Source organism: Brevinematia bacterium, assembly GCA_039630355.1.
GTDB lineage: Bacteria > Spirochaetota > Brevinematia > DTOW01 > DTOW01 > SKYB106.
Genome location: JBCNVF010000039.1, coordinates 1 through 5136, shown reverse-complemented (window position 1 = coordinate 5136; position 5136 = coordinate 1). Strand labels below are relative to the sequence as shown.

Below are 5136 nucleotides of genomic sequence, written 5' to 3'. Positions count from 1 at the left end.
CTTCCTGACATAGTTTCCAGGATTACTAAGAATCAGCCTTATTATTGCACTACCCAAGATTGCACCATCACTTACCTCCTTAGCCCTCTCTACCATCTCAATGTTTCTTATCCCAAATCCTATTGCAACCGGAAGATCTTTATACCTCTTTATCCTAACAACGATATCTCTAAGGTAAGAAAAGTCTATACTATCCCTTACTCCCGTAGTCCCGTAGGAACTAACAAGATATATAAAACCATTAGTATGCCTAACAATCCTTCTTATTCTGTCTTCCGAAGTATTCGGCGCAACAAATCCTACTATCCTAAGCCCATATTTTCTAAGAAGAGGCTTTATTCTCCTAATCTCCTCAACATTTATGTCTGGAATGATAAGTCCATCACACTCATTATCCCTTAAAATTGAAAAACTCCTTTCCAGATCCGAAAAAATCGGGTTGTAATACCCCATGGCAAATATTGGAATTCCAAACTCCTTCTTAAGAATACCTACAAACTTACCTACATCCTTAAGAGTTATGCCATTTTCAATAGCCTTCTGTGTGGAAAGCTGAATTACCTCTCCATCCGCTATCGGATCGGAAAACGGTATCCCCGCCTCAATCAACTGAGCAAACCCATTAGATATCAAAAACCTCGCAACCTCTAAACTTTCTTCAAAGGAAGGAAAACCAACTGTTAGATAAACTATTGTAGGCTTAGTATTTACAAACCACTTACCAAAGTTATCCATCTAAGAAAGTGATGTGATTCTTACCTTTGTAAGGTGTGGTCTAAAGCCATACTTTCTTTTCCAGTTGACTTTGTGTCGGTATTTGAACACAACAATCTTCTCACCCTTAAAGTTTTTCTCAACAACAGCTTCAACTCTCTTGCCCTGAACATAAGGAGTTCCAAAGATGATCTCCTTCTCACCAAATACAGCCAAAACCTTATCAAAAGTTACCTTCTCTCCTTCCTTTCTTTTCAGATTGTCAACCACAACCACATCACCTTGTTTTACTTTATACTGCTTACCTTGAATCTCCACAAGATAATACATAATCCCCTCCTAACTTAACCTTTCAAATATAGAACTAAAGAGCAGATAAGGAAACTCGTTCCTTAGATCTTTGTATGTTATCTCCTTCACCTCTAGAGAACAAAATTCCTTTAGCTTCTCGTATAGTTTCTCTATATTCCCATCACTTTCATAGTCATAACTAGAAGTATTACCAACAAAAATATCGTAAAGCACCTCAATTGACTTTCCTTCAACAATTCTATTGAAAACAAAGCGAGGAAGATAGCCAAAATTAAATGAGAACGAAGATATATGTCCAACCTTATGAGAATACTCTTTCAAAATAGTCTCTATAACCTCCATAAGTGTGCGAATATACTCCGCTTCACCAAGGTAGATCTTACTTCTACTCAGAAGCTCAACTACCGCACTATCCAAAACTCTGAAGATATTGTATACCTTTATCTCCTCGTTCAGAAAAGACACTGGAGAAAACCTTGCTCCTTTTTCTAAGGAATACTCCTCTTCCACAGATTTATCCATATCTTCAAGCACAATAATCTTCGTCAACGTAGCATCAACCTTATCTCCTAAAACATTCCTCTTTATTCCCCTATCTTCAATATAGTTTCCTAAAATCCTCTTAGTTGTTTCATCTAAAGCAAGCTCAAAAGTCTCAAAGGCTCTTTTCCCCTTCAACTTCTCCCACAACTTCGGTAAATCACCCAGATAAAGGTATAAATCTATAGGGGGTATTTTATTACTTACGTTGAAGAAGATACGGACCACGCAGTTTTTATTTTCAGAAGTCACACTTTCACTCAGTTTTTTGTTAGCAAAAAAGAATCTCTTCACCTCCTTCTCATCAACAGTTTCTCCCTTTAGTGAATACACAGTAAGCTTTATACCCCTCAGAGAATTTTTTAATCCCTCCTCATCTTCCACAATGATAGATGTTGCAGTAGAGACCTTGATCGTAAACTCAATTTCCTCATCCTCAGTTCCCGGAATCTCTATAACTCTCTTGCTTTGCACTACTCTTCGTCCCACTAGTACTATGCTATCAATAGCAAATCTATGTTTCTTGGATATCTCTTGCTCAATTTTCTTCAGTAGCATTTCTCTAAAAGTATCTCTTATATTCTTTGAATACCTCTGATATACTAGTTCCTTAGGAGCAGTTCCTTTTCTGTAGCCCGGTATGTCTGCCTCTTTCCTCCAATAAGAAAAAGCCTTCTCCTCTATCTCATCTATCTCACTTCTGGTAAACCAAACTTTGTAGATAAACACCCCTAAATCCTTCTCTTCCGAGCTTAGCCTCATACAAGTTTCCCAAAAAACTTCCTAGTATTTTAAACTCTCTGTCAAAGTGCTTTCAATTTCACCCAACATCACACAATAAATCCCAATTCCCACTAAGCGAATAAGCAGGATTCTAAACTTCTGCTTACTTACTTCTTTCGGTTCCAGACAGCCTTTCTTACTTCCCAGTAACTACACTACTGACCTAGGTTCCACCTTAACAATAAGCGATAATACAACAGATATTGCAAGAATAGTGACCACTATCCCAAATGACAGAACTGCATCTACATGTATGTGAAAAATCTCTTTCACTATCATTTTAACACCTATGTAAGCAAGAATCACCGATAACCCATACTTTAGATATCTAAACATATCCATTATTCCAGCAAGCGCAAAATACATTGACCTAAGCCCCATTATAGCAAATATGTTTGACGTATAGACTACCAGAAGATTAGTTGAAATTCCCAAAACTGCAGGAATTGAATCAATAGCAAACATTACATCTGTTGTCTCCACAATTATTAAACACAGAAACAACGGAGTTGCCCAAAGTTTCCCATCTATCTTCGCAAAAAACTTACCACCGACATAATCTGGAGTTACTCTAAATAGCTTTCTTGCCAACCTATATGCTAGTTTCCTCTCAATCTTACTTTCATTCTCCTCCTTCCTAAGAATAAGAAGCAAAGAAGTATATACAAGGAATGCCCCAAAAACTATAAAAAGCCAAGAAAACTGTTCAACTAACGACACTCCTAAAAAGATAAATATTCCCCTAAATACAATAGCCCCTATAACTCCCCAAAACAAAACCTTGTGCTGGTATTCTTTAGGAACCATAAAAAATGAGAATATAACCAAAAATACAAAAAGATTATCAACGCTTAAAGAAAGTTCAACAAGATAAGCTGTAAGATACTGAACCCCAAGCTTAACTCCTTCGTAATAAAACACAAGAAGTGAATACAACATTGCAAGAGTTACCCAAATTCCAGATAGTATCAAAGCTTTTTTCAGGTCAACTTCCTTAGGCTTCCTAAAAAACACAAAAAGATCTAAAAACAACACAACAAAGAAAACCGCCCAAAACACTCCCCACAAAACTACTTCCTTAGTCATACATCAGACTCTCTAGCAATTGTGAAAATTATAAGATTATCAGAATATGAAACTTCAACTTTAAGCCCAAGAATCTCACACAAAAGTTTCACAATATAAAGTCCCAACCCACTACCCCTAAGTCCCCTACTATTCTTAGCTCTATAAAACCTTTCAAATATTCGCTCTAACTCCACTTCAGAAATCCATTCCGTCTCGTTGGAAACAGAAATCCGCAACCCCCCATCATTGCAGATCTTTACTCTAACCTCACTATCAGAAAGAGAAAATTTCATAGCATTATCTATCAAGTTGAATAGAATCAACTGCAACTTATCCCTATCCTCTACAACTTCCTCATCACCACTGTATTCAAGCTCCACCCTCAAATTCTTACTCTTGTAACTATGAGAGATCGTATCAATAAGTCTCTTCACACTATCCCTGAGATTGAACCTCTGAGGAACAACTAATACACGGTTTGAATATATATTTGAAAGATTAACTATATTTGAGACAGTGTTGGATATCCTCGCTATGTTTGACAAAAGTGCATTAACTATCTCCTCAGAAATATCTCTTGAAAGCAATAAATTTTCCAAAGCAAGAGATAGATTAGTCAGAGGAGTATTCAATTCATGAGAGAATATACTAAGAGACAATTCCGTTATCTTCTCAAAATTCTTCAATTCGGTGATATCAAAGAAATAGATAAGACTAATTCCAACTACATCTCTAAAGCAAATCTTGAGTACTCTAAGCTCATTTCCAACCATAACCTCCATTTCACAGTCACCCTTCTCCTTCAATTCATCAATCTTGTGACTTGATAGAGAAAACAGAGAGTAGAACTTTTTACCCTTATAGCTCTGAGAAAGGTTAAAAAACTTCTCTACAAACTTGTTGTAAAGCACTATGTTTTTCTGCTCATCCATGACAACTATACCCACATTGCCAATCTCATTGATTATCTGCATCAGCTTTTCATTAATGCTCTCAAGCGACCTAATTTTTCTTGCCATAGCGTGAAAATTTTTAACAGCAAACTTAGGGAATTCAATGATAGAAGAAAAAGGATAGTAATCGTAGTTAAACTTCCTCGTCATCCTAGTAACAAAGTAAACTCCTCTAGAAAACTTCAAAAGAACGACAAGTGCATAAACTGTCACAAAAACTATCACTGCACTCTCCAGAAGAGATACAAAGTTAAGTAAGATCAAACTTACAATAAATCTGACTAAAAAAAACACACAAATACTAAATATTACAACAAACGCAATCTTAGTTTTAGCATCTAAAAACCTCAATAGCTGATTAAGTCTTCTCAACCTAAACATCAGGAACTATTTCCATCAATGTAGAGCCATACTCAACAATGTCACCATCATTAAGAAATATACTATCTATCCTTCCACTACAAGGAGAAGTAACTTCGTGTAATATTCCCAATACTTCAATGTTACATAATACTTCACCCTTTGAAACTGTTTTACCCACAGATGAGACAGGGTTACCCTTCTTATCGTTAAGCCTGAGGATCCCCACATACGCAGACCTTACGGTTACTTTCTCAACCTTTTCTGGCTTTGTAGGTTCTTCCTGAAGAACTTCTTGGTTTACCTCTTGCTGAGAGAACTGTAAATAGCTCTCAGACGAGAATTTTAAAGACAGTTTCGCACCCTTGGACCTTAAAAACAACTCTCTTATCCCCGAATCTCTCGC

Annotated in this window: 6 protein-coding genes; all 6 read right to left on the bottom strand. The window is 36.5% G+C overall.

Annotated features, from left to right (window positions below; genetic code table 11):
* Positions 1-735 (bottom strand): tryptophan synthase subunit alpha (gene trpA, locus ABDH28_03165; GenBank protein MEN2998019.1); only part of this gene is annotated, 735 nt, incomplete at its 3' end.
* A complete protein-coding gene (gene rplU / locus ABDH28_03160) occupies positions 736-1044 on the bottom strand; it encodes a 50S ribosomal protein L21 (protein MEN2998018.1) in 309 nt (102 codons plus the stop codon).
* 9 nt (positions 1045-1053) lie between these two features.
* Positions 1054-2328: a trigger factor gene (locus ABDH28_03155; protein MEN2998017.1), complete on the bottom strand. Its 1275-nt coding sequence runs from the start codon at positions 2326-2328 to the stop codon at positions 1054-1056.
* Between the two features lie 171 nt (positions 2329-2499).
* Positions 2500-3435 (bottom strand): TerC family protein, encoded by a 936-nt coding sequence (locus ABDH28_03150; protein ID MEN2998016.1) that lies wholly within the window; start codon positions 3433-3435, stop codon positions 2500-2502.
* Entirely contained in the window at positions 3432-4751 is a 1320-nt protein-coding gene (locus ABDH28_03145; GenBank protein ID MEN2998015.1) for a HAMP domain-containing sensor histidine kinase, read from the bottom strand. Before ABDH28_03145 ends, ABDH28_03150 begins: the two co-directional genes overlap by 4 nt.
* Positions 4744-5136 (bottom strand): biotin/lipoyl-containing protein (locus tag ABDH28_03140; GenBank protein ID MEN2998014.1); only part of this gene is annotated, 393 nt, incomplete at its 5' end. The genes ABDH28_03140 and ABDH28_03145, both read right to left, overlap by 8 nt.

What these genes read in the sequence shown, in the direction of transcription:
- rplU (MEN2998018.1), bottom strand. Translation starts at nt 1,044, where the DNA reads ATGTATTATCTTGTGGAGATTCAAGGTAAGCAGTATAAAGTAAAACAA.
- ABDH28_03155 (MEN2998017.1), bottom strand. Translation starts at nt 2,328, where the DNA reads ATGAGGCTAAGCTCGGAAGAGAAGGATTTAGGGGTGTTTATCTACAAA.
- ABDH28_03150 (MEN2998016.1), bottom strand. Translation starts at nt 3,435, where the DNA reads ATGACTAAGGAAGTAGTTTTGTGGGGAGTGTTTTGGGCGGTTTTCTTT.
- ABDH28_03145 (MEN2998015.1), bottom strand. Translation starts at nt 4,751, where the DNA reads ATGTTTAGGTTGAGAAGACTTAATCAGCTATTGAGGTTTTTAGATGCT.